26 protein-coding genes are annotated in these 26,480 nt (G+C 48.5%); 12 read left to right on the top strand and 14 right to left on the bottom strand.

Features of this window, described 5'->3' with window-relative positions:
• Window positions 1-83: 83 nt before the first annotated feature.
• The 3 genes from NX722_RS02275 to fabV all read left to right on the top strand — a co-directional run bounded on the left by NX722_RS02275 (window position 84) and on the right by fabV (window position 3,329).
• Window positions 84-590, top strand: coding sequence for a SprT family zinc-dependent metalloprotease (locus tag NX722_RS02275; RefSeq protein WP_262566535.1), 507 nt, complete (start codon window positions 84-86; stop codon window positions 588-590).
• A 135-nt stretch (window positions 591-725) separates the two neighbouring features.
• Window positions 726-1,721, top strand: coding sequence for a hypothetical protein (locus tag NX722_RS02270; protein ID WP_262566534.1), 996 nt, complete (start codon window positions 726-728; stop codon window positions 1,719-1,721).
• 411 nt (window positions 1,722-2,132) lie between these two features.
• On the top strand, window positions 2,133-3,329 hold the full coding sequence (gene fabV / locus NX722_RS02265) for an enoyl-ACP reductase FabV (RefSeq protein WP_262566533.1): 1,197 nt from the start codon (window positions 2,133-2,135) through the stop codon (window positions 3,327-3,329).
• A 56-nt stretch (window positions 3,330-3,385) separates the two neighbouring features.
• Here fabV and recQ read toward each other — a convergent pair whose 3' ends face one another.
• Window positions 3,386-5,206, bottom strand: a complete 1,821-nt coding sequence (gene recQ / locus NX722_RS02260; protein WP_262566532.1) for a DNA helicase RecQ — start codon at window positions 5,204-5,206, stop codon at window positions 3,386-3,388.
• A 166-nt stretch (window positions 5,207-5,372) separates the two neighbouring features.
• On the opposite strand from recQ, the gene NX722_RS02255 reads away from it, so the two are divergent.
• Window positions 5,373-5,999 carry a YecA/YgfB family protein gene (locus tag NX722_RS02255; RefSeq protein ID WP_262566531.1) on the top strand — a complete coding sequence of 209 codons (627 nt, stop codon included), beginning with the start codon at window positions 5,373-5,375 and terminating at the stop codon, window positions 5,997-5,999.
• Window positions 6,000-6,066: 67 nt separating this feature from the next.
• On the opposite strand, the gene NX722_RS02250 is transcribed toward NX722_RS02255, so the two are convergent.
• Both NX722_RS02250 and ihfA read right to left on the bottom strand, forming a co-directional pair.
• Window positions 6,067-6,471, bottom strand: a complete 405-nt coding sequence (locus NX722_RS02250; protein ID WP_262566530.1) for a MerR family transcriptional regulator — start codon at window positions 6,469-6,471, stop codon at window positions 6,067-6,069.
• Window positions 6,443-6,754 carry an integration host factor subunit alpha gene (gene ihfA, locus NX722_RS02245; protein WP_262568601.1) on the bottom strand — a complete coding sequence of 104 codons (312 nt, stop codon included), beginning with the start codon at window positions 6,752-6,754 and terminating at the stop codon, window positions 6,443-6,445. The genes NX722_RS02250 and ihfA overlap by 29 nt, the downstream gene beginning before the upstream one ends.
• A gap of 517 nt (window positions 6,755-7,271) precedes the next feature.
• Between ihfA and NX722_RS02240 the strand changes: the two genes are divergently transcribed.
• On the top strand, window positions 7,272-8,465 hold the full coding sequence (locus NX722_RS02240) for a hypothetical protein (RefSeq protein ID WP_262566529.1): 1,194 nt from the start codon (window positions 7,272-7,274) through the stop codon (window positions 8,463-8,465).
• A 48-nt stretch (window positions 8,466-8,513) separates the two neighbouring features.
• Here NX722_RS02240 and pheT read toward each other — a convergent pair whose 3' ends face one another.
• The 4 genes from pheT to NX722_RS02220 all read right to left on the bottom strand — a co-directional run bounded on the left by pheT (window position 8,514) and on the right by NX722_RS02220 (window position 14,226).
• On the bottom strand, window positions 8,514-10,892 hold the full coding sequence (pheT, locus tag NX722_RS02235; RefSeq protein WP_262566528.1) for a phenylalanine--tRNA ligase subunit beta: 2,379 nt from the start codon (window positions 10,890-10,892) through the stop codon (window positions 8,514-8,516).
• A 174-nt stretch (window positions 10,893-11,066) separates the two neighbouring features.
• A complete protein-coding gene (gene pheS / locus NX722_RS02230; RefSeq protein ID WP_262566527.1) occupies window positions 11,067-12,083 on the bottom strand; it encodes a phenylalanine--tRNA ligase subunit alpha in 1,017 nt (338 codons plus the stop codon).
• Window positions 12,084-12,191: 108 nt separating this feature from the next.
• The gene (locus NX722_RS02225; RefSeq protein WP_262566526.1) at window positions 12,192-13,847 is read right to left on the bottom strand and encodes a hypothetical protein; all 1,656 of its coding nucleotides are present in this window, start codon (window positions 13,845-13,847) and stop codon (window positions 12,192-12,194) included.
• Window positions 13,848-13,950: 103 nt separating this feature from the next.
• Window positions 13,951-14,226: a hypothetical protein gene (locus NX722_RS02220; RefSeq protein ID WP_262566525.1), complete on the bottom strand. Its 276-nt coding sequence runs from the start codon at window positions 14,224-14,226 to the stop codon at window positions 13,951-13,953.
• Window positions 14,227-14,349: 123 nt separating this feature from the next.
• Here NX722_RS02220 and thiS point away from each other — a divergent pair, with 123 nt between their 5' ends.
• Genes thiS through thiH form a run of 3 tightly spaced genes read left to right on the top strand, consistent with a single transcriptional unit; the run spans window position 14,350 to window position 16,496 of the window.
• Window positions 14,350-14,550, top strand: a complete 201-nt coding sequence (gene thiS, locus NX722_RS02215; RefSeq protein WP_262566524.1) for a sulfur carrier protein ThiS — start codon at window positions 14,350-14,352, stop codon at window positions 14,548-14,550.
• Between the two features lie 51 nt (window positions 14,551-14,601).
• Entirely contained in the window at window positions 14,602-15,372 is a 771-nt protein-coding gene (locus tag NX722_RS02210) for a thiazole synthase (protein ID WP_262566523.1), read from the top strand.
• A complete protein-coding gene (gene thiH / locus NX722_RS02205) occupies window positions 15,372-16,496 on the top strand; it encodes a 2-iminoacetate synthase ThiH (RefSeq protein WP_262566522.1) in 1,125 nt (374 codons plus the stop codon). The genes NX722_RS02210 and thiH overlap by 1 nt, the downstream gene beginning before the upstream one ends.
• 64 nt (window positions 16,497-16,560) lie before the next feature.
• Here the strand turns inward: thiH and NX722_RS02200 are convergent, their stop codons facing one another.
• Window positions 16,561-16,815, bottom strand: coding sequence for a YdcH family protein (locus NX722_RS02200; protein ID WP_262566521.1), 255 nt, complete (start codon window positions 16,813-16,815; stop codon window positions 16,561-16,563).
• A gap of 135 nt (window positions 16,816-16,950) precedes the next feature.
• On the opposite strand from NX722_RS02200, the gene smrA reads away from it, so the two are divergent.
• Both smrA and NX722_RS02190 read left to right on the top strand, forming a co-directional pair.
• Complete coding sequence (gene smrA, locus NX722_RS02195) at window positions 16,951-17,529, top strand: DNA endonuclease SmrA (protein WP_262566520.1); 579 nt, start codon at window positions 16,951-16,953, stop codon at window positions 17,527-17,529.
• Between the two features lie 129 nt (window positions 17,530-17,658).
• A complete protein-coding gene (locus NX722_RS02190; protein ID WP_262566519.1) occupies window positions 17,659-18,981 on the top strand; it encodes an alpha,alpha-trehalase in 1,323 nt (440 codons plus the stop codon).
• A gap of 107 nt (window positions 18,982-19,088) precedes the next feature.
• Here NX722_RS02190 and NX722_RS02185 read toward each other — a convergent pair whose 3' ends face one another.
• The gene (locus tag NX722_RS02185) at window positions 19,089-20,606 is read right to left on the bottom strand and encodes an IS1182 family transposase (RefSeq protein ID WP_262563606.1); all 1,518 of its coding nucleotides are present in this window, start codon (window positions 20,604-20,606) and stop codon (window positions 19,089-19,091) included.
• A gap of 70 nt (window positions 20,607-20,676) precedes the next feature.
• Here NX722_RS02185 and NX722_RS02180 point away from each other — a divergent pair, with 70 nt between their 5' ends.
• Window positions 20,677-21,186: an MGH1-like glycoside hydrolase domain-containing protein gene (locus NX722_RS02180; protein ID WP_262566518.1), complete on the top strand. Its 510-nt coding sequence runs from the start codon at window positions 20,677-20,679 to the stop codon at window positions 21,184-21,186.
• 101 nt (window positions 21,187-21,287) lie between these two features.
• Here NX722_RS02180 and tnpA read toward each other — a convergent pair whose 3' ends face one another.
• Entirely contained in the window at window positions 21,288-21,722 is a 435-nt protein-coding gene (tnpA, locus tag NX722_RS02175; protein ID WP_262564606.1) for an IS200/IS605 family transposase, read from the bottom strand.
• Between the two features lie 389 nt (window positions 21,723-22,111).
• On the opposite strand from tnpA, the gene NX722_RS02170 reads away from it, so the two are divergent.
• Complete coding sequence (locus tag NX722_RS02170; protein ID WP_262566517.1) at window positions 22,112-22,726, top strand: LysE family translocator; 615 nt, start codon at window positions 22,112-22,114, stop codon at window positions 22,724-22,726.
• Window positions 22,727-23,003: 277 nt separating this feature from the next.
• On the opposite strand, the gene rplT is transcribed toward NX722_RS02170, so the two are convergent.
• From rplT to thrS, 4 genes are all read right to left on the bottom strand, one after another.
• Window positions 23,004-23,360: a 50S ribosomal protein L20 gene (gene rplT, locus NX722_RS02165; protein ID WP_262566516.1), complete on the bottom strand. Its 357-nt coding sequence runs from the start codon at window positions 23,358-23,360 to the stop codon at window positions 23,004-23,006.
• 39 nt (window positions 23,361-23,399) lie between these two features.
• Window positions 23,400-23,591 carry a 50S ribosomal protein L35 gene (gene rpmI / locus NX722_RS02160; RefSeq protein ID WP_135507615.1) on the bottom strand — a complete coding sequence of 64 codons (192 nt, stop codon included), beginning with the start codon at window positions 23,589-23,591 and terminating at the stop codon, window positions 23,400-23,402.
• Between the two features lie 230 nt (window positions 23,592-23,821).
• A complete protein-coding gene (gene infC, locus NX722_RS02155; protein ID WP_456077457.1) occupies window positions 23,822-24,391 on the bottom strand; it encodes a translation initiation factor IF-3 in 570 nt (189 codons plus the stop codon).
• A 77-nt stretch (window positions 24,392-24,468) separates the two neighbouring features.
• Complete coding sequence (gene thrS, locus NX722_RS02150; protein WP_262566515.1) at window positions 24,469-26,391, bottom strand: threonine--tRNA ligase; 1,923 nt, start codon at window positions 26,389-26,391, stop codon at window positions 24,469-24,471.
• Between the last annotated feature and the right edge of the window lie 89 nt (window positions 26,392-26,480).

Genomic DNA, 26,480 nt, shown 5'->3' with positions numbered 1-26,480 from the left:
TGCATAAGCAGACCTGATGACTTTACTTTATCCGTCTGATTCATCTAACCTTTTTAAGCTTTTATTCTGTCTTCCGGATTTTCATGCACACGACATCTGACTTACTTAATCAGGCTATACAACTGCGTATTGCAGAACTGTATTGCCTGGCAGAACGACATTTCCTGAAACGCTTTAAACGACCAGCCGTACTGCTAAATCTCAGGGGGCAAACTGCCGGACAGGCATGGCCCGAGCGCAACCTGCTCAGGCTGAACAGAGTATTACTGGAAGAAAACCAGCAGCATTTTCTCAAGCATACGCTTGGGCATGAAGTGGCACACCTGATTGCTGAAAATGTTTATGGCAGAAAAATTCGCCCTCACGGCAGGGAATGGAAATTTGTGATGGAACAGGTGTTCAGCCTGCCTGCAAACCGAACACACAGCTACAACACCAGACACTCAGCCAGGCGTCCATTTGCCTATCGCTGCCAGTGTCCGGATAAAACCATTCACTTGTCAGCAATTCGCCATAATCGCGCCTTGAGAGGGACGGTATACCAGTGTGTCAGCTGTAAAAGTCCGTTAAGATTTGAAACCACTGCCTGAACCGCAATGAGCTGAATGCAAGCTAAGCAAAAAAGAGTATGTGGTCTATAGTTGGCATGAAAATAGACAATCAAATCGCTCTATTGATCATAACTCACAATAAAAAACTCATTGCACCGGAGTGCTTTTTCTCAAATGGCCTTAAAGAAGAAGACAGGCTCACTGGCTTTGGTCAGTCTGCTGGCAATATTTTTCAGCCAGCTACTGCTTGCCAGTGAAACCCGACATTACATCGTATTAATTAATGGAGTACCCAGGCAGGCAGAAGTGGTTATCGAGAGAACAGGCAGTTTCTTGGATCAGGGCAGTGTGACCACTAACATAGAAGGTTTTGAACGTTTTACCTACACCTATTCTCCTGACCTGAACTCGCAGGCAGGTTATTTCCTGAGAGTCACATCACCACCTCATGATACTTTCCATACGGTACTAGCTGAAAGCGTACAATTAAACAACGAAAGATTCGGGACTCTTTTTCTGGATGACATCTCTTATTGGCTGGAAGACAGCCCGGCAGTGAGCCTGGACGGCGTGACCTTGCAACTACCTATTTACCGCATCTACTCCTTTAACACTCATCCTCAGGGCAGTGGTCACTCCAGTATTTTTCAGGGTTACCACTATTCCCCTGGGCATTCAGAAAGTCCTCAGACAGAACTGATAGTTGACGATCAGTTTAACCTTGTCCAGATGTCTTCAGATAACTGGCGAATAACCGCGATTCAGACTCCTGAAACAGTCACTTCACTGCCAGAAGAACAGCCATCGAAGGAATCCGATACCTGGCCAGAGTCTGATTCAGAGTCGGAGTTAGAGTCAGAGCTGGACTCTGACTACGAAGAAATTATATCTAGCTGCTCCAAACTGAATATAAACGCCTATAAAAAAGACCCGAAAGATGATGACGACCCGAAAGCCCCCTGCATACCAGAACATTGTTCTCAATTGTACTCTATGGTTTCGGCACAGATACCCTGCAGAAACCAGTCTCTCCCGGAGATGCTTAGCACACTGAAAACACCGTTCCCCAAGACCCCGGTAGAACTGCATTTTTCTTCAGATACTCTGTACCAGCATCTTATAAAAAAAGCGCTTATTATTTTTATGATCCATGAATTAAGGCCGTTATAAATAAGATCACGTAAGCATTCGGTGAACCCATCTGAAGCATGACTATTTGACCATGTTCAACTATATTTCCTGAATGCTTTCTTCAGTTCTTTCCACTACCACTGAAGCTGATATCGTGAAAACACCTTTTGCTTATGCGCGAGTAACGCTAAGCAAAATGGAGTACATAGAGCTCAAAGCGCAAGCTTCATATTGGAAGAGACTTGAACTGTAAAAGCAGGCTAAAGTTTGTAGATCGTGCAATAAACAATCCTTAAAACACCCATCGTTTGACCACACCCGCCAATCGTTTGGCCATAACCGCCAAATTCAGAGTTCCTGATATACGTCAACGCTCTTCTGAACAAAATCGGTACTATTTTTTTATTCATAATTACAACAACAGCTCTACAACAAAAAAGGACGAATCTTATGGATATAAGACCCATTATCAAGGGTGTTATTGCCAAAAACTGCAACCCGGAAGGGTGCAGGGAGAGCGTTCAGTCGCAGATTCACCAGCTACAGCAATTGCCCGCTATCAGCACTGGCCCCAAAAAAGTACTGGTCATCGGAGCTTCTTCCGGGCTGGGTCTTGCCACCCGGATCTCACTGGCCTTTGGCGGTCGCGCGGATACCATCGGAATTTCCTATGAGCGTCCGCCATCAGGGGAAAAATCGGGGACAGCAGGCTGGTTTAATAACCTGGCGTTCACTGAAGCTGCCGAAAAAGAGGGATTGATCGCCAAAAACTTTGTTGGCGACGCTTACTCTGAACCAATGCAACAGCAGGTTGTTGACTATATCCGTTCAGAGTTTGGAGGTTCCATTGATTGCATCGTTTACAGTCTCGCCGCAGGTGTTCGCCCCAGGCCTGATGGTTCAGGCTTTTGGAAATCATCATTGAAACCTGTGGGTGAGCCATTTGCTGGCAATATCATCAATATTGAAAAGGACCAGATGCAATCCGTTTCCATGCCTCCCGCCTCCCCGGAAGAGGTGCAGGAAACCGTTAAGGTAATGGGCGGGGAAAACTGGGAAGAGTGGATTCGTTGCCTGGATAGCAACAACCTGCTGGCCAGAGGGGTTAAAACCATCGCCTTTTCCTACATTGGCAGCGACGTCACCTACCCCATCTATTTTGGGGGCACCATGGGACAGGCCAAGCTTCATCTGCACGATACTTCGGACAGACTCAATAAGTTTCTGAGTAAGCACCAGGGAGAAGCTCACATTGGTGTCAGTACCGCTCTGGTCTCCAAGGCTTCAGTATTTATTCCGGGCTTTTCCTGCTACATGATGGCACTGTCCAAAGTACTGAAGCAAAAGGGAGAGCATGAGACCTGTGTCGCTCATATGCATCGGATGATGAAAGACTTCCTGTTCAATCCGGAAGGTGTCAAAACGGATGAAAACCGGCTGATCAGAGCCGATGACCGGGAACTGAACCCGGAAGTTCAGGCAGAAATATTCAGACTGATAGACAAAGTGACCGCAGAAAACTTTCGATCTGACCAGTACGCAGACTACTCCGGATTTATCGAAGAATTCATGGGGCTAAGCGGCTTTACTGCCAAAGACCGTGTGTTTCCTGAGACCATTGCCAGCCAGGAACCTGCCCTGAAGTAATGTCTCTTTTCCACAGGGCCACAGAGAAAAGTTTTTCTTTAAGCCCTGTGGCTACCTCAGTCACGATAAGCCAAAGCCCGGCTGATCAACTCGGCAAACTGCTGCCCATACTGCTCCAGCTTGTACTGCCCTACTCCGGAGATATGCGACATGGCTTCCAGATCACAGGGCTTGTGTTTGAGCATTTCAAACAGCGTTTCATTGTTAAAAATAATGTAAGCAGGCACACCCTGTTTTTCTGCCATTTCCCGTCGCAGGGTACGCAGGGCATCCCACAGGGGCTTCTCTTCATCGGCCACAATCACACGGTCTTTCTCAATCGGTTGGGTGCTTTTAGTGGTGGCGTGTTCGTATCGATCCTGTCTCAGCAAAATGCGCTCATCGCCTTTCAACAGAGGTCGACATCGTTCATTCAGCTTGAACGAACCATGCCCTTTAATATCGACATTGATATACCCCCGCGCCACCAGCTGACGATAGATAGAACGCCATTCTGTCTGTTTATAATCTTTGCCAATGCCGTAGGTACTGATGTTCTGATGGCCAAAATGACTTACCTTCGAGGTTTCCTTACCCATTAACACATCGACGAGATGGCTGACACCAAACAACTGCCCGGTACGGTAGACACAGGACAAAGCCTTGCGCGCAGCTTCTGTACCATCCCAGGTGTCTACAGGCTCAAGACAGAGGTCACAGTGACCACACTTTTCATCCATGGGCTCATCAAAATAATTAAGCAACACCTGACGCCTGCAACTGGTCACTTCACACAGCGACAGCATGGCATCCAGCTTTTGCTGTTCAACCCGCTGTATGTCAGGGCTGGCGTTAGAGCCCGCCTGAATCTGCCGCAGCAGGACCACATCCTGCAAGCCATAAACCATCCAGGCAGTTGCCGGTAAACCATCACGGCCTGCCCTGCCGGTTTCCTGATAGTAGGCTTCAATGCTCTTAGGCAAATCCAGATGCGCTACAAAGCGAACATCAGGCTTATCGATACCCATACCAAAGGCCACGGTGGCTACAATAATCAGGCCGTCTTCCTTGAGGAAACGTTGTTGATTGCGGCTTCGCTCCTCATTGCTCATACCGGCATGGTAAGGCAGTGCCTCACGCCCCTGTTCATTCAGCCAGCGCGCCGTATCTTCTACCCGCTTTCGGGACAGACAGTAAACAATGCCTGAATCGTCCGGATGCTCTTTTTGGAGAAAGCGCAGCAGTTGGTGTTTGCCCTGTTTTTTCTGGCTGATACGGTAAAAGATATTGCTGCGATTGAAACTGTCGACAAAGACCCTGGCATTATCCAGCTCCAGACGCTCTGCAATTTCCTTACGTGTGCGCCGGTCTGCTGTAGCCGTTAAGGCAATGCGGGGAATACCGGGATAACGGTATTTCAAACGACACAGCTGCAGGTATTCCGGCCGGAAATCATGCCCCCACTGGGAGACACAGTGGGCTTCATCAATGGCAAAGAGCGCCAGTTTTACCTGATCCAGCAGGCGCTGCATACTTTCTGTCAAAAGACGTTCCGGGGCAACGTACAGCAGGTCAAGATGACCGGTCAGCAACTCCTGTTCTATTCGCTGTTGTTCAGGGTAGGGAGTTCCGGAGTTCAGACTTTCTGCCCGGATGCCCAGCTGCTTGAGCGAGCTGATCTGGTCTTCCATCAGGGCAATCAGTGGCGACACAACGACCGTTGTTCCTGCCAGTGCGAGGGCTGGCACCTGATAGCAAAGAGACTTGCCCCCTCCGGTTGGCATCAGAACCAGAGCATCAAGTCCCTGAATAACCGTGTTAATGACCTCTTCCTGAAATCCGCGAAAAGATTCATAACCAAAGGTGTTGCGCAAAATCTCCAGTACAGAATCAGTCATGGGTATCCGCTATATGGTAAAACCAAGTAAGGTAAAGCCAGAAATTAAACGACGATAAAATAATAATTAGAACCGACACTGTACATTATAACAGGGAAAGAAATGATGATCAGAAGATTCTGAGGTAAACTGTGCGATTAATTTCATCACTCAAATTGAGCCCCCCATGCAGAACACCCGTTCTACCATTGAACACCTTTTAACTCAGTATTCTGAAGAAGAGCCGCTGAATTTTCATGCCGTCCATGGCTTTATGACCGCACTGGCCATCTGTCCGGTTGACCTGAGCGAAGCAGAACGCAATGACATTCTGTTTGATGTTCCGGTATCTCTGAACAGTGAAGACCAGAAAGCACTGAACCTGGCGCTCACCGATGTTGCCCGCAGTATCGATCGCCAGTTTAACGAAGAAGAAGGCTTCACTCTGTCTTGTGAAGAAGAACTGGACGACCCAGAAGACGAAGCACTGTTCGACTGGTGTGGCGGCTTTATGGAAGGTCATTTCCTGAATGAAAAGCAGTGGTTTGTCGAACACGAACAGGAAGTGTGCGAACTGTTGCTGCCGGTTATGCTGGCGTCCGGCCTGTTTGACGAAGAGCCGGAGTTTCAGGAAATCCTGAACAACGAAGAACTCACCGAAGACATGACCAGTCAAATTCCGGAAGTGTTGATGGAGTTGTACCTGCTGTTCAATTCTCCCGAGGAGAGCAGCACCAAGTCTGCCGCCAAAGGCGCTGGCAAACCGAAATCCAAAAGTGGGAAAAAGAGTTCACATCCCCGCAAGACACGCTAAACAGTATTATTGTCGCAGGCTGCTGAAGTCTGCGATTAAAATTTAGATAACAGGTAATATCAATCTTTCAGGAGCGGGGAATATCATCCAAAGTATCCAGAACATCTTCCAGCTCGGCAATCATTTGTCGAATCAGCTGCCGGTACTTTGAAGAGTCCTGCTTCAGAGCCTCACCCTTAAGGTAGGCGCGAGCGCCATCAATAGTGTAGCGCTGTTCGTAGAGCAGGCTGCGAATCTGCCGTATCAGCAATACATCCTGACGACGGTAGTAGCGACGATTGCCACGGCGAACCGGTTTCAGCTTGGAAAATTCCTGTTCCCAGTAGCGCAGAACATGTGACTTTACCTGGCACAGTTCACTCACTTCACCAATGGTAAAGTAGCGTTTGCCAGGAATGACGGGTAATTCCGCCTGCTGGTCAGATTCTTCCTGAACGCTGGAATCAGCTGTTCTGAACTCGGTGTCCTGCATAAGCTTCCACCCTCGCCTTAAGCTTCTGCCCGGGTCTGAATGTTACAACACGACGTGGAGTAATCGGTATTTCCTGTCCGGTTTTAGGGTTACGTCCTGGCCTTGCTTTTTTGTCACGCAGATCAAAGTTGCCAAAACCTGACAGTTTTACCTGTTCGTTATTTTCCAAAGCCTGACGGATCTGTTCGAAAAACTGTTCGACCATCTCCTTGGCTTCTCTCTTATTAAAACCAAGTTCCTCGTGCAGGTACTCGGCTATATCCGCTTTAGTCAGGGCTCCCATGGTTACGTCCACTCTTTGTATAGCCAGTAACACAACCCTGCTATTTATATATAAAGCTTTTATGTAAACAGGGTGCCGGGAGTCCTTCACGCCCACTTCTGGTTACCAGCCGCGCATGCTTGCGCTTGGTTCCACTCTCAGCCCTCTGATGGATACCTCGGGGCTGACCTCCTCGTTCTCTTAGAGTGCGTGAACCGTGTTACAAGGTCAAGCAGAAATAAGCGCATGACCATTGGCAAAAAATGACACTGGGAACTACCCGGGACAAAATGGCAGGCTATAGCAACAGGCTGTGGAGGGTCTGCCAAAAAAGTTACCCGCTCATTGTCCAAAGAAGAACGGTAGTTCACGGGCTGGATGCATCAGCATTCAGTGGATGAAATGTTTTTGGAAATCCAGTCTAATCCTGAAAGCGTGCCATAATCTCACAAGCTGACTTTTCCTACGGCATGAATATGGAACCATTTCATTTTTTGTTTATCTAATGTTCTAACCTTTAACCTGACAGGGATGCCGCATGAATAAATTTATAAACGTTGCAGTCATTTTAACAGTGTTTTTCATACCACTGACTAAGGCTGACGATCAAGAAAGCGTAAAACCGCCTATTGCGTATAAAATCATTTCTGACCCAAATATAAAGAATGCTTACCAGGACGGAGAAAAAAGTATTCGTTGGTTCAATAATGAAATAAAAAAAAGAAAATCTGCAGAAAATGATGGAAAACCCTATAAAACATCAGCACTGAAAACAACTCTGCAGAATTTGAAAGGCTTTACTCAACATATTATTGATGGCAATCAGTTCCAGGAAGGACTGACAGGTGATGAAAGTTCAGTTTTTAATAATATCCTCTTCGAGCTCGGCAAGCTTGATGCCGAAGAACCTGAATACAAAGCCCTCATTGAGCTCTCTCAAAAACTTATCTATTTGTATAGCTCTTCCATCAGAATGCGCATGTCTGTAGACGAAAAAGGTATATCAAAAAAGTCTTATCCATTAGAGCATATACCTCCATCTCACACCCGGAATTACGAAGATAAAACTTTATTTCGCAACATCCTTACCCTTGCCGATAAAACAGACATTTTATTACTTCCAACTTTTGAACCTTTAAGTATCAGTGACTTTGTAGGATTCTCCCATCTGAAACTTTATCCTCTGGGACTTATCACAAGTTATACAGAAATGGCTGATGGAGAACAGCACTCTCCTAACCGTTTCCTGAATCACGATATTGCCCACACACGCCTTATAATTCGACATAAATGTTCTCAGGAACCTTTTGAAAGTATGGAATCAGTCCTTAATTTCAAAAAACTGTTAATTAGCGAGGGAGAGTTATTTTTTAATGGCAATTCAAACATTATGAACATGATTAATCTATCACTGTTTATGACAACCCATGAAATAGGGATAGCGGGGTCACCATTGGCAAAGCTATACAATGAAGAAAGCCTTAAAGAATATTTCAATGGCATGTTAATTTTACAACAACATGCTGGCTCTCCTTATAATGCAATACCGAAGGAAGACGTGATTAAAGCCGTCTTCTGGTTTGCCTCTGTGTATGATTTCTGGAAACTAAATAACAAGCCTGCACAGCTGTCTGAAGACAGCAGGCTGACAGTCAAGGAAAACTTCCTGAACCATGAAAAGCTTTATGATCCATTACTGGCAATGGTGGTAGAACAGCAGCCGGTTCCCTGACAATCAGAGAACCGGCAATTCTGTCAGACGAGCATTGACCGCTATCTGTTAACCACGAAGTGTCGCACTGAAGTCTTTTTCAAGGCGGCTTACAATCGCATCAACCAGCTGATTCACTTCTTCGTCTTTCAGGGTGCGCTCAGCATGCTGAAGCTTCATACCCAGAGCCAGACTCTTGTGACCTTCTTCGATACCTTTGCCAGCGTACACGTCGAAAATGCGTACATCAGTCAGCAATTCACCGGCTTCCTGACGAACGACTTCGCACAGGTTGTCAGCAGTCACTTCCTGTTTAACGATCAGCGCCAGGTCGCGACGAACTTCAGGGAATTTGGACAGAGGCTCGAAGCCGGTTACCTTGCCTCTGGTGACAGCATCCAGACGCGCTTCAAACAGGAATACTTCGTTGTCCAGACCCAGAGACTTCTTCAGGGTCGGGTGCAGAGTACCCACATGACCAACGACTTTGCCATCACGAACCAGTGCCGCGCACTGTCCCGGATGCATTGCCGGGTGTGAACCTTTTTCAAAGCAGAATTCACCCGCCACACCGCCTTTGTGCAGTAGCGCTTCAACATCACCCTTGATATCGAAGAAATCAACGGATTCATTGCCAGCGTTCCAGCCTTCAGGGAAACGGGCGCCGGTAATGGCAGCTGCCATGAACTCTTCCTGCTTCAGTTCTTCACCCTCACGGATAAAGGTCTGACCCATTTCAAACAGACGCACACGACTCTGCTGACGATTCAGGTTGTGAGAAACCGCTTTGACCAGGCCTGGCAGCAGGGAAGTACGCATGACCGACAGGTCGCTGGCAATCGGGTTTGCCAGGGCAACAGCTTCACGCTCAGGATCAAACTGGCTATGCAGTTTCGGATCAATAAAGCTGAAACATACCGCTTCCTGATAGCCACGGCTGACCAGCAGACGACGCAGGTCAGCTTCCTGAACCAGAGACTCATCCACCTGTTTCATCTTCAGCAGTGCAGAAGGAATGGTTTCCGGCAGGCGTTCATAGCCGTAGATTCGACCAAGTTCTTCCACCAGATCTTCTTCGATGGAAATATCGAAACGCCAGCTTGGCACTGCAACGCTCCATTTGCCTTCACCTTCAGTCGTCAGTTCCAGACCCAGACGAGTCAGCAGGGCTTCAATCAGATCGTTCTCAATCCTGATACCCAGCAGGGACTCAACCTTTTCTGCACGCAGGTGAACAGTACTCAGGGTTGGCAGGTGTTCTTCGCTGACGTCTTCAGCCACCGGACCGGGCTGACCGCCACAGATATCCAGAATCAGCTGAGTCGCACGTTCAATCGCCTTGCGCTGCAGCATGAAGTCCACACCACGCTCAAAGCGGTGGGAAGCATCAGTGTGCAGACCATAAGAGCGTGCCTTACCCGCAATAGTGATCTGATCGAAGAACGCCGCTTCCAGCAGAACGTTTCTGGTTTCAGCATTCACGCCGGAACCTTCGCCGCCCATGACACCAGCAATACCCAGAGCGTGCTTGTCGTCAGCAATCATCAGGGTGTTACTGTTCAGGGTGACTTCTTCGCCGTTCAGCAGAACCAGCTTTTCTTTGTCTTCTGCCATGCGAACGTTGATGGCACCGTTCAGGGTGTCCAGATCGTAACCGTGCATGGGCTGACCCAGCTCCAGCATCACGTAAGCCGTGACATCAACCACAGGGTCGATAGAGCGGATGCCGGAACGACGCAGACGCTCAACCATCCACAGAGGGGTTGGTTTTGTCACATCCACATCACGGATAACACGGGTCAGAAAACGTGGGCAACCTTCTTTATTGATAATATTTACCGGGAAGGTGTCGTCGATAGCCGGAGCCACCGGCTCAACCTTCAGCTCGTCGACTTCTGCCAGGAAGTTCGCGCTGACTTCACGAGCCAGACCGGCAATGCTCAGGCAGTCACCACGGTTGGGTGTCAGGTCTACGTCGATGATCTTGTCGTCCAGTCCCAGATACTCACGAATATCCTGACCCACCGGAGCATCGGCTGGCAGTTCCATCAAGCCATCGGAAGATTCAGCCATGCCCATTTCTTCTTCGGCACACAGCATGCCGAAGGATTCAACACCACGCAGTTTGGCTTTCTTGATCTTGAAGTTGCCGGGAAGGACAGCGCCTACCATTGCGAAAGGCGCTTTCAGGCCAACACGGGCGTTAGGCGCACCACACACTACCTGTACTTCTTCAGTACCTGTATTCACTTTGGTGACACGCAATTTATCAGCATCAGGATGTTGTTCGCAGGCAACGATTTCGCCAACAACAATACCGGAAAATTCACCGGCAACCGTTTCTACCTCGTCAACTTCCAGGCCCGCCATGGTGATTTTATCCACCAGCTCCTGGGTACCGGCTTCAATTGCTACCCACTGGCGCAACCACTGTTCACTGAATTTCATAGTTTTTTCTCAAATTCCGTTATCTAAAAATCTGTTTCTGGGAATTTGCAATAAACAATCCCCCTCGTCATCCCCGCGAAGGCGGGGATCCACTGTCGTGGTGGATTCCCACCTGCGTGGGAATGACGGAAAGTAAGTGATTTTTCTATTGCTATTACCCTTGATTACATTTGATTAATGAAACTGATTCAGGAAGCGCAGATCGTTCTCGAAGAACTGACGCAGGTCGTTAACGCCGTAACGCAGCATGGCAAAACGCTCAACGCCCATGCCAAAGGCAAAGCCGGAGTATTTCTTGCTGTCGATACCGGAATATTCAAAGACTTTCGGGTGTACCATGCCGCAGCCCAGAACTTCCAGCCACTTGGTGGAACCGTCCGGGTTTTTACCCCATTCGATGTCCACTTCCGCAGAAGGCTCGGTGAACGGGAAGTAGGAAGGACGGAAGCGCACTTTCAGGTCATCACGCTCGAAGAACACGCGCAGGAAGTCACTCAGGACACTCTTCAGGTCGGCAAAGCTTACCTTCTCTGCCACGTACAAACCTTCTACCTGATGGAACATCGGGCTGTGGGTCTGATCAGAGTCACAGCGATACACCTTGCCCGGACACACGATAGCAATAGGTGGTTCCTGATTTGCCCTGGCAAACTGTTCCATCACCCGTACCTGTACCGGAGAAGTATGGGTACGCAGTACAGTGTTGTCGTTGAAGTAAAACGTGTCGTGCATGGCACGCGCCGGGTGATGACCCGGAATGTTCAGGGCTTCGAAGTTATGGTAGTCATCTTCGATCTCAGGCCCGCGAGCCACTTCAAAACCAATACGGCTAAAGTAATCGCTAATGCGCTCCATAGTGCGGGTGATCGGGTGTACCGTACCCATTTCCTGACCACGACCGGACAGGGTGACATCAATGGTTTCGCTCGCCAGACGGGCTTCCAGGGCAGCTTTTTCCATGCCCTCGCGTTTGTCGTTAATCGCAGCCTGTACCTGCTGCTTGGCTTCGTTGATCAGACCGCCAGCCTTTGGGCGCTCTTCAGCAGACAGCTTGCCCAGACCTTTCAGCAGCTGGGTCAGCTCGCCTTTTTTACCCAGAAAGCGAACCCGAACCTGATCCAGGTCAGCGGCATTGGCAGCTGACTCGACTTCAGCGAGGGCGCTTGAGGTAATTGTTTCCAGATTCTCCATGGGGGTTCCCGATGACAGATGCACTACAGAAAATAAACGGCCAAGTCTAGCGTTTATGATTCTCAGGGGCAAACTGTCATAAGAAGAAGTACCTGTTCAGCGCAACAACTAAAGAGCTGTCTCCAATATCATTTGCTGCACTTTGGGCTTTAACTCAAAATCGATATCGTTCAGTGATTCAGACTGTCTATATCTCCCACACAGCCTTCTGCAGACAATTGTCTCAGCTAAACGACTCAGCCAACTCGCCCGCTGTTCAATGACCGCCGGTGGCATAGCCGGTAGTGACTCTGCAACATACAAAGGACTGGCTGCGTCAGCTCCCCAGAGGTTTCGGTTACGCTGTATATTTCGCGTCAATGTAACGTGGTTTATACGATCAAGATGAGTCCGAGAGGAAAACAGCCTCTGGGTAAAATGGTAATATACAGCAATACCTTTCCGGGTCTGGTGTACATGGGAAAGAGTCACGGTAAAATGAGACGAGCTATGCCTTCGCTTAATGCCTTCCGCAAAAAGACGAATACGCTCTACAACATCAGCGTGAGGTATTCTCCTTTCAGGGTTGTCGTAACCAGCAAAGCGAAAAAAGAAGAAGAGACTTAAACGAAATCTTCTATCGAATTGCATGTTTTCGTCTTCAACAGGCGAATTGGATATAACCGTCAGCTGATTCTCTGTGAGTACGTCCTGAAGTGGAGCATTAGACTGCTGACCATTGTCCAGAGCTGTCGCTGACTCTTCGTTGCTATTAACCAAACTCTCTGACTCTGTAAACTCCGGCTCTGCAAACTCTGGCTCTGCAAACTCTGGCTCTGCAGACTCTGACTCTGACTCTGCAAACTCTGACCCTGCAAACTTTAACACTGCAAACTTTAACCCTGCAAACTCTAACCCTTCAAACTCTAACCCTGCAAACTCTGACCCTGAAAACTCTGAATCAGCTTCTTCCTGAATCACTTCAAGTGGTGCCTGCCTAAAGCCACTGGCTGAAGCTGCCTCTCTCTGCTGCTCAGCTACCCAATCCCTTAACATATCGTTCATACCATCAGAGGACTGTTCTACAGAATCAGAATCGGCTTGAGTTTTCAGGTTATCGGTCAGGTACTGCTGAATCTCATTGACATCCGTCCCTGAAATGGCGGTAACACGCATTCTTAAATAAACTTCGGTATGCTCGTTGGCTGAAACGCCCTGAAATGACCAGCTTGAAAGCTTCCTCTCATCCACTAAGTTTCCCATGCTTTCTTCAATAACCGACAGTAATGAATCAGCACTCAGTCTTGTTATTGTTACATCGCTGGCGGATAACAGAATACTGATCATTCTTGAGTTTTTTCTTTGAAAGTCTGTATTAAAGTGCTGCCGGTAAATTGTGCTTCGATTCAAGTAGTTGATTGTATCAAGTTGGTAAAACAGAAACACTATTCTCTCTTTAGCGGCTATACGGGAGGTCGCGCCCGGCCATTGCGATACCTCCTTTACACTGATCCGGTGAACAGGCTGATCGACGTTTGCTGCTTCATTCTGACTGATTTCACTAACACTGAAAACATCGTTAGACAACGGCCTTAAATCCACCAGAGCATAATTATCCAGATAAAAAACAAACCAGCTCTGCGTCTTATTATCCACCACTTTGTAAAAGTGCTTCGCTCGAGAGTTTTTATTTTCTTCTGCAAATACGTTCCAGGAAAAAACACTGATGAGCAACAAACAGATTACTGCACAAATGCGAGGTATCGACTGCTGTTTTTTTATCACTACATACCACCTTATAAAGCTATTTCAAATGACGTTCATAGTTTTTGTCTGCTTAATCTATTAAGAAAAAGTAAGGCTGGCGCTGTTGTACTGTCATTCTTTTTTAAGACATTTCAGATAGAAAAATAGACACATCTTTAAGGTTGTCTAATGATTTTGAACATTCAATAAGTGAATCATCCTCAAGAATGTCGTTACAGTTCAAGAACTGAATACCGCCGGACAAAATGACCACACGCCTGCCTGCTACACCTTCAAGGAAAAAGGCTGGCAATTTTTCAGTAACCAGAAACGATCTGAATTTCCGGTTATCGGTGACAAACAGGATTCCGGTATGGGCTTTTCCGCAGCCACCAGTGCCTGGCACGGTCAAAGACAAAAACTTTATTCCAGCTCCGGGGTTGGAAGGGTTAGACTTTACGCAAAAACCCTATGAAGGCTTTGCGACTTTGATTAGAATCGCCCCTCTGATAAGTAGCCATCACACCATCTGTGGACCAGAATGCAAATCAAGGTAAATGACAAGCAAGTGACAGTGGAGCCCCCTCTAAACCTCAGGGAGCTGCTGAAAGTACTGAGTCTGGAAGACAAAGGGGTAGCCCTGGCGGTAAACTGCCAGATTGTCAGTCGCTCACAGTGGGAAAACCACCCACTGGAAGACGGCGACCAGATAACCCTGATTAAAGCAACCGCTGGCGGATAAACAGAATCTACCAACCCTCCTACCCGGCTGATTACAACAGACAATACCAGAATGCTCAAAATTGCGGACAAAACACTTAACTCCCGGCTGTTTACGGGAACAGGGAAATTTCACAACCGTCAGGCAATGGCTGATGCTATTGCAGCCTCCGGCAGTGAGCTGGTCACCATGGCGCTCAAACGGGTCGACCTTCACTCCCGGGATGACGACATTCTGGAGCCTTTATTGCAGTATCCACATATAAACCTACTACCGAACACTTCCGGCGCCCGTGATGCAAAAGAGGCTGTTTATGCTGCACAACTGGCCCGGGAAGCTCTGCAAACCAACTGGCTGAAGCTGGAAATTCACCCTGACCCGAAATACCTGCTGCCCGATCCCATCGAAACCCTGAAAGCCTGTGAACAGCTCGCACAACAGGGATTTATTGTTCTACCTTATATCCATGCCGATCCGGTTTTGTGCAAACACCTTGAAGAAGCCGGAGCCGCTGCGGTGATGCCACTGGGTTCTCCCATTGGCAGCAATCTTGGCCTGAAAACCCGCGAGTTCCTGCAGATTATTATTGAGCAAAGCAAAGTGCCTGTCGTAGTTGATGCCGGTATTGGCAGCCCCTCAGATGCCGCACAGGCAATGGAACTGGGTGCCGATGCCGTACTGGTTAACACCGCCATTGCCGTTTCCCCGGACCCGGTAGCCATGGCAATTGCGTTTAAAGAAGCGGTCAGCGCAGGTCGCAGGGCTTACGAGGCAGGTCTTGGGTCACGAAGTCTGGAAGCTCATGCCAGCAGTCCCCTGACCGCTTTTCTGGATGACCTCTGATGAGTTTTCTCGACACATTCAACCAGCTTGACTGGGATGAAATAAAGCTGACCATTGCCAGCAAAACCGCTGCCGATGTTGAACAGGCGCTGTCAGCCAGCCGCCTGAATCACGACCAGTTTCTTGCCCTGATTTCACCGGCAGCCACGCCTTTTCTGGAACAGATGGCACAAAAAAGCCTGCAGCTTACCCGACAACGGTTTGGTAATACCATACAGCTCTATATTCCCCTGTATCTGTCCAATAAATGCACCAATATCTGCACTTACTGCGGCTTCAGCCTGGACAACAAAATCCGTCGCAAAACGCTGTCCATGAATGAGCTGGATGCCGAGATCAAGGCCATCAAGGCTCACGGTTTTGAACACCTTCTGCTGGTAACCGGCGAAGCACCGGGAACTGTCGGCATGGAATACTTCCGGCAGGTTCTGCCTGAACTGCGTATGCACTTTTCCCATATCAGCATGGAAGTGCAGCCTCTGGGTCAGGCGGATTATGAAGAGCTGATGAATCTGGGTCTGGATGCCGTGCTGGTTTATCAGGAAACCTATCATCGTTCAGCCTATAAAAATTATCATCTGCGGGGCAGTAAGGCTGACTTTGATTACCGGCTTGAAACGGCTGATCGTCTGGGCAAGGCTGGTATCGATAAAATTGGTATTGGCGCATTGATTGGTCTTGAGGACTGGCGTACCGATGCTGCCATGGTCGCAGCCCATCTGGATTATCTGGAAAAGACTTACTGGCGCACCCGTTACTCTATTTCTTTTCCAAGGTTGCGCCCCTGTGAAGGCGAGCTACACCCGGTGTCGATTATTTCTGACCGGCAACTGGTTCAGTTGATTTGCGCTTACCGACTGTTTAAACCGGAAGCCGAGCTGTCACTTTCGACCAGAGAATCTGCCCGTTTCAGGGATAATGTTCTGCCCCTTGGCATTACCTCTATGAGTGCCTTTTCCAGCACTCAGCCTGGCGGTTATGTAAACGATGAATTTCTGGAACATACGGCACTGGAGCAGTTTGCTATTGACGACAATCGTCGTCCTGAACAGGTAGCAGATGCCATCAGGGTCAGAGGGCTTGAAGCTGTCTGGAAAGATTGGGATAACTGCTACTCTCATTAACTGACAACAGGTGCCAAGCAGGGTGCTGCCAAGGCAGTCCCTGCCACAAAAAGCTGAATTTAATTCAACGCCCTATCTCATCCCACTCTTTCAGCCGCTGGTAAAGCACATCCTTAAGACGCGCTCGCTGTGTTTTCAAGCCAACAAAATGCTCGTCACTGGTGGGAACATCGCGCATTTCCAACCCCCTGACTTTATGGTCCAGTTCTGCATACGCCCTGCTCAGGCTCTGGAATTCCTGGTCATTCTGCTTCAACATGGAAATGCGATCCTGCATCAGATCAAAATCGTCTGTCAGGTTGTGCTTGGTTCTGAGCATTGCCTGCCCTCCTGTTGAGTACAGGCAAAGTCTAGTACAACATCGGCACCTACATACTCCCCTTCGATTTCCCGACCTTTTGCTTCAAAACTTCTCTTTGATAAGCTTGGCATACATTTTTTTTCGTAAAAAACCATGAGCCTCGAAGATCACGACCTTTTCCTGCAGGAGATGCAGGGTGTTACTCCCATCAAACAATCAGTGACCGCAGACATCCAAAAGTCGCACAGGGAAACCCCCGGACAGCGGCAGCGCCGTCATGCGGCTCAACAGGAACTGTCTGACCCCAATTTCCTGTCACTGGATAACCCCAGATGGGTTAAACCCCATGATCATCTGGAATACAAAAAATCCGGCGTACAGACAGGTGTCTTTAAAAAGCTGAGGCTGGCCAAATACGATAATGAAGCCCGGCTTGATCTCTACCAGCACACCGTAAAAGAAGCCCGGGCAGCTATTTTTCAGTTTATTAACGACTGCACGGAACACGAATTACGCAACGTTCTGATTGTTCACGGCCGGGGTCATAACAGCTCTCCACCGGCCAAAATGAAAAGCTACGTCAATACCTGGCTGAGAGAGTTTGATCAGGTATTATCATTTCACACCGCACTGCGGGAGCACGGTGGTAGCGGAGCAGTGTATGTATCGCTGCGTAAAAGTGAGAGGGAAAAACTGGAAAACCGGGAGCGGCATGCCAAACGACAGAGTTGATCCGTTGTATTTTGTGCTGGCGTACCTTTCAAAATCCATAATTCCGGCTACCTTGTAATAGCCGGGTACCCGACCGTCCTGTCAGTAGGGTGTATTCAGGCATAATCAATAACAAATTGTTCAAATCGGATGATGATGAAACGCCTGAAGTATTGCGTCTCTTTTCTTCTGGCCTGCTCGCCAGTCGCATTCTCTGCTGACCTTTATGAGTACAAGGTAGAGCAGTCCTACGTAGTGATCGAAGGAAACTCAAGCCAGGGTAGCTACTTCCCATCAAAGCCCGAGCCGGTACAACCTGTCTCCTACCAGAAAGCTCTGGACAACAACCAGATACCCCGGTTAACCATCACAGGCGAACCCGGCTGGATACACCTCAATGAAACCGCCTGGAAGACTTTTTACGATCATATTCGCGAACCTGCCACCTACAGCTTTAACGGCAAAGAGGTTCCTGTACGCCCCAGTTCTCAATTTTCAGATAACGAATATTTCTGGGACCAGTGTCTGATCAAGGCTGGGTTTGCCCGCTATGCCCATCGGGACATTAATACCCGTGGCGGGCTGGACAGTTTTTTCAGCGTCCAGCACCTGAATGGCTTTATTCCCCGGGAGATTCTGTCTGACGGCAGGGAAAACCGGTTATTTCCCGGGCAGCATCTATTACTCAGGCTGGACTCAAAACCTGTCCCTCCTCCCGGGATGCTCAATGTTATGCGCGGTGTGAACGCCGTTTACAACATCGTTACCCGTACTCTGCATTCTATTTATTACCGGGGACAAAAGTCGCAGATTCAGCAGCAGGTTCTGCCATTGATCCAGATTTACACGGAGGAAAATAAAAATAACCCACCACTGGCTGCTCATGCCGAGTGGCAGGCGTTTCTGCTGAGCCGCGATACAGAGCGTCTGAAAAGGGTTCTTAACGTCCTGAGGGAACATACACGCTGGCTGGAAAGTCAGCGTCAAATCAAAGAGGGTGAGCTTAAAGGGCTGTTCTGGCAACGGGTAATGGCTTCCGGAATGGATAACCTGCCCAGCCAGTTTCAACACTGGAAAACATTTCAAACAGAAGCAGCGGGTCTGGAAACACCGGACTATTACGACCTCTCAACCAGGAAAAATGATGCGTCCTTCGATATTTCAGCCCAGATGAAGCTTCATTACGATGCCATGGCGAATATTGAAGCCCTGCTCAACTATCCGGAAAATGCAAAGGCCTGGCGGACTAAATCAGACAGCCTTAAGTCGCTGATCAACCAATGCATGTGGGATGATGAATACCATTTTTACTTTAATGTGAACAAGTCCTGCAACAGCAAAGACCGAACCTACACCCTGTCCGGGTATTGGGCGCTTTACGCCAACATCGCCACCCCCTCCCAGGCCAAAGCGATGCTCAGTTTCTTGCAGTCAGCCAGTTACTTCAACACCTACGAGCCTGACCGAGAATAGCTTAGGCAGTCCTCCTAAAGGTTTCGCAAAATTCAAAATGAGCAAAAAACAACCACTTTTTGAGGTTGATTTGCTCATTTTTGCCAATTTACAGCTTTTCTTTACCTTTATGCCGCTTTTTCAACCTTTTTTAAATCCTCAAGACGGAGTGACCCCGTTAAAGCTTTCTTCACAATTTTTTTGAAATTATGCACTGTGCATACCAGTGAAAACTCTGCTTCCACTTTCTCTTTCCCGCGCAGACTGAAACTCCTGAATCCAGAGTTTTTTATCTGACCAAACGGCGGTTCCGCTATTACTTTGCGACGTTCGTATACCGCTTTCGCTTCGCTTGTTTCCATTTTTTTATTCATGGCTTGTCGTGCAGTTTCAAACTTGTCTGTGCGAATTACCTTGCCTGCACTTTTCTTGGAGCCACTGCATCTGGAGCGGTAAGCGCACTCTCGGCATACTTCCTTGTTTGCCCGGTAGCCTTTCCTCTTAGCTTTACTGGCTGGATTGGTAACCAATTTTTCCCCAGCCGGACAGATGAAGACGTCAGCTTCAATATTGTATGTAAAATCCGCTTTGACAAATTTTCGATCAGTATTTTCAAGGTTCGTGACAGCCGGTTTTTCTTCCTTATCAGTAGCGATATAACCGTCTATTCCGTGTTTATCCAAGGTGTGCAGATTTGGCCCTGAAAAATAGCCGTTGTCCATACTCCATTTATCCACAGCTGCGCCATCGGTAGATTCTGACAAAGCCTGAAGAGCAGGTTCTACTTCCTGTACGTCGTTGGCGCGCTGGCTGATGTGTTGGCCAACAATGATCTGGTGATCCGCATCTACATTAATTTGGGCATTGTAGCTGTATTCGCAGTACCCTTTCTTGCTCATCACCCGGGCATCATGGTCTGCAAAGCTAATCTGTTTCTTGTCGTCTATTGGCTCGTCCGGATTGAGGGCTTTCTCACGCTCTTCCAGTGCTTTTTTGGCAGCCTTAATTTTCTTCAGCCGTTCTTCTTTAAACTGGAGGTCTTCAGGAATACTGTAGCCATTGGTTTCTTTGTAGGCGTCGTCTTCTTCCTGATCGCACTGGCTGGCTTTTTTGATCAGTTCATCAACCTCAGCGCTGAGTTCTGCCTCTTTGGCTTTAAGCCGGCCGTAGCTCATGGCCTTATGCTTTGAACTGTTGGCTTTGAATTTCGAACCATCCAGGCTGATATGCCCAAGCGATGCCAGTTTCAGCTCCATCGCCAGCTTGACGGACTGTTTGAAACAGTCATGAAAAAACGACAGGTTGTTTTTGCGGAAGTCCCCCAGGACCCGGAAGTTTGGGCAATTCATCTGAGAGATGTACATGAATGCCAGATCCTGCCGACACCGTTTTTCTATTTCACGGGAGCTGAATACACCATGACTGTAGGCGTAGATCAGGATACCTACGATCAGCTTGGGTGGGTAGGCATGCTGTCCAAGGTGATGGTACTGCTTTTCAACTTCCGAGGTATCAATGTTCTGGAAGATGGTCTCATAGATGTAGCAGTCATGATCTTTGGGAAGAAGATCAAAGATGTTGGTTGGAAACAGCAGGTGCTGGTCGAACTCAACAGGGCTATCCTTGAATTTTGGTGGTGGCGACATCAGGCTTCATCAGGGCTGCGTTTTGAACGCTATTATATCAGATAAATCCTATTCTCGGTCAGGCTCCTACATGCCATTCCCGACACTGGCAGCCAGTCATCCGCAATTCAGCCCGACGGGAAACTACTGGAAAGATGGGGTCTGGCCACCACTCAATTACATTACCATTCAGGGGCTGATGAACTACACCCGGGAGGTTCCTGAAGCCTGGAGCGTCGCTGTAAAAGCCACCAAGCGTTATCTCAACCTGCTTTCGAACACCATGGAGGGGTCATGCTCAACGAATAACGACCTGGAAGGTTCATGTTTACTCGAAAGCCCCAGAGAGAGTGAGCATTCTTCTGCTTCTCGTATCTACGAGTACAACAGCCCGTCGACCGGCGGCAGAGGTTCATTGCCAGAGGCACAAGGTTACTTTGTTGGCTGGGGCGGTCTGGGACCAATCGCCCTGATGCAGGAAGTCGCGATTGGCATCAATGTCATGCCCGATGAAATCGTCTGGTATGTTAACCGGCATGATACTCACGGTATAAAACACCTGAATATTGGCCAGGCAAGTCTTAACCTGACAAGTAAATGATCCACGTTCTTAGAACGTGGTTTTGCTTTATGCCCCCTAAAAGGGGGCTGAAACCGCCAGCCTTCAGAGAAGGCTGGTGAGAGTTGTCCCAAGATTGCAGGTTATTTCCTGAAGTCTATCTCCTGTTGGAGACGTTCTTTCTTTTCTTGGTACTTCACATACTTACGGATCATTTCTGCATCTACACCGACAGTATCGACACAGTAGCCTTTTGACCAAAAGTGATTGCCCCAGTATGGTTTCTTCTTGAGGTACGGAAATCTCGTGAACAGCCTCAAAGCTGTTCGCCCCTTCAACGTTCCCAGGAGCGTCGATATCGAAACTTTCGGCGGCACTTTTACCAGCAAATGCACATGGTCACTCTGGATGTTCAGTTCCACTACCGTACATCCAAGCTGACTACAAAATACTTGAATACTGTTATGAACCTCGGCTTTCACGGCTCCGGTCAGGACTCGAAACCTGTATTTGGGCACCCAAACTATATGATATTGGCAATGCCAAATGACATGCGTTAACTTTTCAAATCTACTCATGCTACTTCCTATCTCTAGTAGTTGTGGGGACAACTCAGAGATAAGGAGTAGCATGGGTAGTTCATGGCAGGCGGAGCCAACCATTCATGACCACGTCCATAGGACGTGGGTTTTCACGATGCACTAAAAGGCAGATTTCCTGAGTTCACCCCTGAAGATCTGGAAGTTTCAGTCTTTGGCGATATTGCCTCAACTGGCATCAGACACATCAGGGTTATCAATAAATCAACAAATAGCCGTTTTATCTATCCACTTACTCGCCAGAAGCCGCTCTCCGCCAGCGATTAGCGAAGGGCGTTATCTCGATTACCATCGGACTCTGACTTGTGTTCTATAATCGAGTCAGTCGTTTGACCTGATTGCAAATTTTCTTTGGATCATACGGAGCAATGGTGGAAAACTACCTTGCCGTCATGCTTTTCACTTTCACGACCATGATAACCCCCGGACCTAATAACATAATGATGATGTCTTCAGGTCTTAATTATGGTGTCAGGAAAAGCTTGCAGCATTATCTGGGTATCTGTGCCGGGCTTCCGGCAATGGTCGCTGTCATCGGTTTGAGCTTTGACCTGATATTTCTGGAATTTCCCTTTCTGCACGATGTAATAAAAGTCATAGGCGTGTCTTACCTTCTCTATCTTTCTTACCGAATGGCAACACTCTCCATAAGCTCACTTCAGGAGATTCATAAGAAGCCCTTCACTTTCATGCAGGCCGCTGCTTTTCAATGGGTCAACCCAAAAGCCTGGACGATAGGTACAGGAGCCATTGCTGCCTATACCACCGATGACGGCGCTCTTATGCAAGTTTTTTATATTACCCTTGCTTTCCTGTTGGCGGCATTTCCCTGTCTTGCAGCCTGGCTTTTTTTTGGTGCGAACCTTAAAAGGGCGCTTAAAAATAAGTTCCATCAAAAGCTGTTCAATATTTCTATGGCACTCTTGCTCGCCCTGTCTGTTTTACCAGTTATCACTGAACTTGTATCGAATTACCTTTTATAGACCCTTAACGCCACTGACATTATTTTTTCAGGCAATAAAAAAACCATAAACCAACTGTAAGTCCAGACCAGTCATTATTAAGCGAGGTAGTCTGAAGCAAGCTCAATGATAATAGGCATTACTGACAACACAAGCAGGAGTGCCATGGAAATATTGAACAGCTTTTGATGCATCATCTTTTAATAAGTTATTTTTACGGTTGTCGTAAAAGGAAAGCCTAAAAAAACGGGGTTATGGCAGAACCATAACCCCGTTTTAATACGCAGTTTGAAAAAACTTAAGCCAGAGAAGCTTTAGCCTTTTCAACCAGCTGACCGAAAACGGCCTTGTCGTGCACAGCGATGTCAGCCAGAACCTTACGGTCGATTTCGATCGCAGCCTTCTTCAGACCAGCGATGAAACGGCTGTAGGACAGACCGTTCATACGCGCACCGGCGTTGATACGGGCAATCCACAGAGCGCGGAACTGACGCTTGCGCTGACGACGGTCGCGGTAAGCGTACTGACCAGCTTTGGTAACAGCCTGCTTGGCTACACGGAAGATGCGGGAACGCGCTCCGTAATAACCTTTAGCCTGCTTCAGAACCTTCTTGTGACGACGGCGTGCAACGACGCCACGTTTTACACGTGCCATGAGCTATATCTCCGAATAAAATGATCTAAAAAGCGATGATTAGTCGCGCAGCATACGCTTAACGAGACCAGTGTCTGCAGCAGATACCATGGAGGTACCACGCAGCTGACGCTTACGCTTGGTAGTCATCTTGGTCAGGATGTGGCTCTTGAAAGCGCTCTTGCGCTTGTAACCGGAAGCAGTTTTCTTGAAACGCTTCGCGGCACCACTGTTAGTTTTCATTTTTGGCATGAAAAAGCACTCCGCATTCGCGATCACTCATCTCAATTCTCCCGAAAAATCCGAAGAGAAAAGGACGCCCGTTTCAGGGCCATACCCACAGGGTATAAAACTGGAGTGTCGGGATAGTTTAAAAAACAAAGCAAGCCAAACAACGCTTTTCAATTTCATGACTGAAACTAAAGAGCGCATAAAAAACCGGCCACTTCGCTGTACGAAGCGACCGGTTTCTCAGTGAGACATCACTTCTTCTTTTTCGGGGCAATCACCATGATCAGCTGACGGCCTTCCATCTTAGGACGCTGTTCTACGGTTCCGAGTTCTTCCAGGTCTTTTTCAACCCGGCGCATCAGATCCATACCCAGCTCCTGGTGGGCCATCTCACGACCACGAAAACGAAGGGAAACCTTCGCCTTGTTACCCTCAGTCAGGAAACGTACCAGGTTGCGCAGTTTTACCTGGTAATCCCCATCTTCAGTACCCGGGCGAAACTTAACTTCTTTCACCTGGGTTTGAACCTGTTTCTTCTTGGCTGCTGCCTTCTGCTTCTTCAACTCGTACTGGTGTTTACCATAGTCGAGGATTTTACAGACGGGAGGCTCGCTGTTGGCATTGATCTCAACCAAGTCCAGCCCCGCTTCCCGGGCCCTAGCCAATGCGTCGTTCAACTCTACAACGCCTACCTGCTCTCCATCGGCTCCGATGAGGCGGACTTCTCTGGCACGGATATTCTCGTTGATCGGCGCTTTTTGTGGACGACGATCCCGGAAGCTGTTGCGTCTGATAGGTGTATCTCCTGTAAAGGCAGCCAAGAAGCGTATCCGGTTTGAGTCGTAACAACTTAAACTTTTCAGTAAAAAAATCGTCTCAAACCGGAATTTGGTGTCGATTACGCAGTTCGGCCACGCTTGTTAACGTCCGCTGCCAGCAGCTCGACAAATGCCTCGACAGACATTGTACCAAGGTCTTCCCCGGTACGGGTACGAACGGCAACGGTTCTGTTTTCCATTTCCTTATCTCCAATAACGATGAGATAAGGCACCTTGTTTAAGGTGTGCTCGCGAATTTTAAAGCCGATCTTCTCATTTCTCAAGTCCGCTTTTACCCGATAGCCGTTTTCGGTTAATCGCGCGTCAAGTTCAGAGGCATAATCAGCCTGTCGATCGGTGATGTTGAGAATCGCTACCTGCTTTGGTGCCAGCCACGCAGGCATTGCACCTTCGAAGTGCTCAATCAGGATACCAATAAATCGTTCGAAGGAACCCAGTGTAGCACGATGCAGCATAACCGGTGTCTGACGTTCGCCATTTTCGTCAACGTATTCGGCTCCGAGACGACCCGGCATGGAGAAGTCTACCTGCATGGTGCCACATTGCCATACCCGGCCAATGCAGTCTTTCAGGGAAAATTCGATTTTAGGTCCGTAGAAAGCGCCTTCGCCCGGCAGTTCTTCCCATGGCAGGCCTTTGGCGTCGAGCGCTTCGGCCAGGGCTTTTTCAGCCTTGTCCCAGATTTCATCGGAACCAACGCGCTTTTCAGGGCGGGTCGACAGTTTGTACAGCATGTTGTCAGAGGTGAAACCAAAGTCAGCATACACTTCGTGCAGCATATCGATGAAGTCACACACTTCCTGCTGAATCTGGTCTTCTGTTACGAAAATATGAGCGTCGTCCTGAACAAAGCCACGAACACGCATGATACCATGCAGCGCACCGGACGCTTCATTACGATGACAGGAGCCGAACTCAGCCAGACGCAGTGGCAGGTCGCGGTAGCTCTTCAGGCCCTGATTAAAGACCTGAACGTGACAAGGGCAGTTCATCGGCTTGATCGCCATGTCCTTGCTTTCAGAGTTCGTGGTGAACATATCGTCACTGTACTTGTCCCAGTGACCGGATTTTTCCCACAGCGAGCGGTCTACCATCAATGGCGTTTTGATTTCCTCATAACCCCAGGCAATCTGCTTCTTGCGCATGTACTGCTCAAGTTCCTGATAGATCGCCCAGCCGTTTGGATGCCAGAACACCATACCCGGCGCTTCTTCCTGCATGTGGAACAGGTCAAGACGCTTACCGATTTTACGGTGGTCACGCTTCTCGGCTTCTTCCAGACGCTTCAGGTACGCTTTCAGGGCTTTTTTGTCTTCCCAGGCAGTACCGTAGATACGGGTCAGCATTTCGTTGCTGGAATCACCGCGCCAGTAGGCACCGGCAACACGCATCAGTTTGAAAGCCTTCAGCTTTCCGGTGGACGGTACGTGTGGGCCACGGCACAGGTCCATCCACTCACCCTGACGATAAACAGAGATGGTTTCGCTGTCTGGCAGGTCGTTGATGATCTCAACCTTGTACTCTTCCCCCAGCGCCTTGAACGCACTGATGGCTTCGCTGCGGGACATCACAACACGCTCGATGTTCATGTCCTGTTTGGCCAGTTCACCCATGCGCTTCTCGATCTGTTCCAGATCGTCCATATTGAAGGCACGCTCGTAAGAGAAGTCGTAGTAGAAACCGTTATCGATCACCGGACCAATGGTCACCTGAGCCCCCGGGAACAGATCCTGGGTCGCCATCGCCAGCAGGTGAGCGGTGGAATGACGAATCACGTCAACACCTTCTTCATCGCGGGAGGTGATAATGGACAGTTCGGAGTCTTCGCTGATCAGGGCGCTGGCGTCCACCAGTTCACCATTAATACGACCAGCCAGGGTGGCTTTAGCCAGGCCAGGACCGATATCCTGGGCGACTTCCATTACAGAAACAGCTTCAGCAAACTCGCGCTTGCTGCCGTCAGGAAGCGTAATTACAGGCATGGGAAATTTCCTTAAATGTTGTTCAGTTCAGTGGCAGCTCGTACCAGAAGCTGCTTGTTTTCCGTTCATTGCAGCCCATACCAGAGGCT

It is taken from the genome of Endozoicomonas gorgoniicola (assembly GCF_025562715.2).
Taxonomy (GTDB): Bacteria; Pseudomonadota; Gammaproteobacteria; order Pseudomonadales; family Endozoicomonadaceae; genus Endozoicomonas_A; species Endozoicomonas_A gorgoniicola.
Note: the sequence above shows the minus strand (reverse complement) of the source record. Positions and strands in the feature narration are given on the sequence as shown.

Coding starts and splice junctions, on each gene's coding strand:
- NX722_RS02250 (WP_262566530.1), bottom strand. CDS start 6,471: ATGCAGGACACCGAGTTCAGAACAGCTGATTCCAGCGTTCAGGAAGAA.
- NX722_RS02270 (WP_262566534.1), top strand. CDS start 726: ATGGCCTTAAAGAAGAAGACAGGCTCACTGGCTTTGGTCAGTCTGCTG.
- NX722_RS02190 (WP_262566519.1), top strand. CDS start 17,659: ATGATGATGAAACGCCTGAAGTATTGCGTCTCTTTTCTTCTGGCCTGC.
- recQ (WP_262566532.1), bottom strand. CDS start 5,206: ATGACTGATTCTGTACTGGAGATTTTGCGCAACACCTTTGGTTATGAA.
- ihfA (WP_262568601.1), bottom strand. CDS start 6,754: ATGGGAGCCCTGACTAAAGCGGATATAGCCGAGTACCTGCACGAGGAA.
- pheT (WP_262566528.1), bottom strand. CDS start 10,892: ATGAAATTCAGTGAACAGTGGTTGCGCCAGTGGGTAGCAATTGAAGCC.
- NX722_RS02180 (WP_262566518.1), top strand. CDS start 20,677: ATGCCATTCCCGACACTGGCAGCCAGTCATCCGCAATTCAGCCCGACG.
- NX722_RS02170 (WP_262566517.1), top strand. CDS start 22,112: ATGGTGGAAAACTACCTTGCCGTCATGCTTTTCACTTTCACGACCATG.
- fabV (WP_262566533.1), top strand. CDS start 2,133: ATGGATATAAGACCCATTATCAAGGGTGTTATTGCCAAAAACTGCAAC.
- NX722_RS02275 (WP_262566535.1), top strand. CDS start 84: ATGCACACGACATCTGACTTACTTAATCAGGCTATACAACTGCGTATT.
- thrS (WP_262566515.1), bottom strand. CDS start 26,391: ATGCCTGTAATTACGCTTCCTGACGGCAGCAAGCGCGAGTTTGCTGAA.
- pheS (WP_262566527.1), bottom strand. CDS start 12,083: ATGGAGAATCTGGAAACAATTACCTCAAGCGCCCTCGCTGAAGTCGAG.
- NX722_RS02240 (WP_262566529.1), top strand. CDS start 7,272: ATGAATAAATTTATAAACGTTGCAGTCATTTTAACAGTGTTTTTCATA.
- smrA (WP_262566520.1), top strand. CDS start 16,951: ATGAGCCTCGAAGATCACGACCTTTTCCTGCAGGAGATGCAGGGTGTT.
- tnpA (WP_262564606.1), bottom strand. CDS start 21,722: ATGAGTAGATTTGAAAAGTTAACGCATGTCATTTGGCATTGCCAATAT.
- NX722_RS02200 (WP_262566521.1), bottom strand. CDS start 16,815: ATGCTCAGAACCAAGCACAACCTGACAGACGATTTTGATCTGATGCAG.
- thiS (WP_262566524.1), top strand. CDS start 14,350: ATGCAAATCAAGGTAAATGACAAGCAAGTGACAGTGGAGCCCCCTCTA.
- NX722_RS02210 (WP_262566523.1), top strand. CDS start 14,602: ATGCTCAAAATTGCGGACAAAACACTTAACTCCCGGCTGTTTACGGGA.
- thiH (WP_262566522.1), top strand. CDS start 15,372: ATGAGTTTTCTCGACACATTCAACCAGCTTGACTGGGATGAAATAAAG.
- NX722_RS02255 (WP_262566531.1), top strand. CDS start 5,373: ATGCAGAACACCCGTTCTACCATTGAACACCTTTTAACTCAGTATTCT.
- rpmI (WP_135507615.1), bottom strand. CDS start 23,591: ATGCCAAAAATGAAAACTAACAGTGGTGCCGCGAAGCGTTTCAAGAAA.
- rplT (WP_262566516.1), bottom strand. CDS start 23,360: ATGGCACGTGTAAAACGTGGCGTCGTTGCACGCCGTCGTCACAAGAAG.
- NX722_RS02185 (WP_262563606.1), bottom strand. CDS start 20,606: ATGTCGCCACCACCAAAATTCAAGGATAGCCCTGTTGAGTTCGACCAG.